Origin of the sequence: Vibrio sp. 10N.222.52.C12, assembly GCF_041474215.1 — a bacterium.
In the GTDB taxonomy this organism is placed as follows: domain Bacteria; phylum Pseudomonadota; class Gammaproteobacteria; order Enterobacterales; family Vibrionaceae; genus Vibrio; species Vibrio crassostreae_C.
Genome location: NZ_JBFRTR010000151.1, coordinates 1 through 1,700 on the forward strand (window position 1 = coordinate 1; position 1,700 = coordinate 1,700).

The window sequence follows — 1,700 nt, forward strand, 5'->3', positions numbered from 1 at the left end:
GGACAGGCTCTTTCCAAGAGTTACGAGCTAGCCTTTTAGATTTTCTCTTCACCAAATATTCTTGGTATTGAGGGTCAAAAGGGGTCGCTGCATTCCTGATTTTTACGTGTCGCTCGATGGGCACTTTAGCTATTTGGAACAGATTGAAGTGACAGTCCATGTCCATGATTTTCTGCCAACCGTGAAATTGCCACTGGCCTTTACGATTGAGAAAATACTTATGAACAACCCAGTCTTTGGACTTGGTTGGATGACGTCTAACTGCCCAGTGCCATAACGCTTGGAATAGTTTGTGGCCGACATACCCGAATACTTGTTTAGCAACACAGTGGCGATAGTAATTCGCCCACCCTCTAAGTTTCGGATTTATCAACTTGATAAGATCGTTAACAGGGATGGTTGCGTGCTTTTTAATAAGTTCACGTAGATTTCTAAGGAATAACAGCGTGTTAGATTTGCTCGGTTTAATGAGCAATTTCCCTTTGTACTTCCTGTGATTGAAACCCAGAAAGTCAAAGCCATCATCAATATGAGTGACCTTCGTTTTCTCTTCGGAGAGGGTTAACCCTCTTTCTGCCAGAAAGTCAGCAATCAACGGTTTGATATCGTTCACTAGCACTTCCTTTGAAGAGCAGGTGACCACGAAATCATCCGCATAACCAATAAAGTTGGCCCTAGCACCCATTTTCAGAGCTGTAGATTTTATTTGTTGCTCTATTCCCGCGAGAGTCATTAGCATCAAGGTTGGAGATATTATTCCACCTTGAGGTGTACCCTCATCGGTATCATAGAACAGACCCTTATCCACATAGCCAGACTGTAACCATTGCTCTAACATACGTTTATCTACCGTGATATTGTCCATAAGCCATTGATGCCCGATTTTGTCGAAGCAAGCCTTAATATCTCCCTCAAGAACCCATTTCGCTGATCGCTTTAGAGCCAAACATTTGAAACACTGACTGACGGCGTCAGCCGTACTGCGATTTGGCCTAAACCCATAGCTATTGAGGTCGGCAAGCGTTTCGGACACTGGTTCTAATGCTAGAAGGTGGAGGGCTTGTTGCGCTCTATCAATCATGCATGGAATACCCAATGGCCTGAGCTTACCGTTCTTTTTGGGGATGTAGATACGTTTGAGTGGTTTTGCAGAGTAAGCCTTGCGGCTCAGTTGATTGACTGCTTTCATACGGCGTACATCTGTGTTCCAGGTGACACCGTCTATTCCAGACGTTTTACTGCCTTTATTCTGAGAGACTCGCTTAACCGCAAGAAGCTTGGCTGAGCGAGAATGAGTCAAGAGCCACTGTAAGGACTTCACCTTACCGTATTTCTTTTCTCTCGTTGCTTTTGCGATACGCATTTGAAGCTTCAATACGTGTGCTTCAACGGATTTCCAGTCGATGGACTGCCATTGAGCGCCGTCAGAAGATGCACTAATCTCTTTCGAGATCACCATTTGCTTTTCTCCTTGAATAAAGTTCTTCAAATTCTCTCGCAATGGGAGACCAGTCGGAAGTGGGCTCACTTTCGTGATCAGACATAAGTCTGTATCTGCATCATTACAATGCAGCTTTCGCTTTTTCCGACCTCCTATACCTGCATCACTATCGGCCACAAAGGCTTTCCCAAAGGGAGTGATACAGGCTTACCCTGTTCCGTATGTTACGTAAAATGTCAGCTTAGATAATTGGACTCCC

General features: G+C 44.6%; 1 protein-coding gene. It reads right to left on the bottom strand.

What is annotated here, in order from left to right; translation table 11 throughout:
- Positions 1-1,459: group II intron reverse transcriptase/maturase (gene ltrA, locus AB4623_RS21930; protein WP_372147367.1), on the bottom strand; the 1,459-nt coding region annotated here is incomplete at its 3' end.
- Positions 1,460-1,700 lie beyond the last annotated feature (241 nt).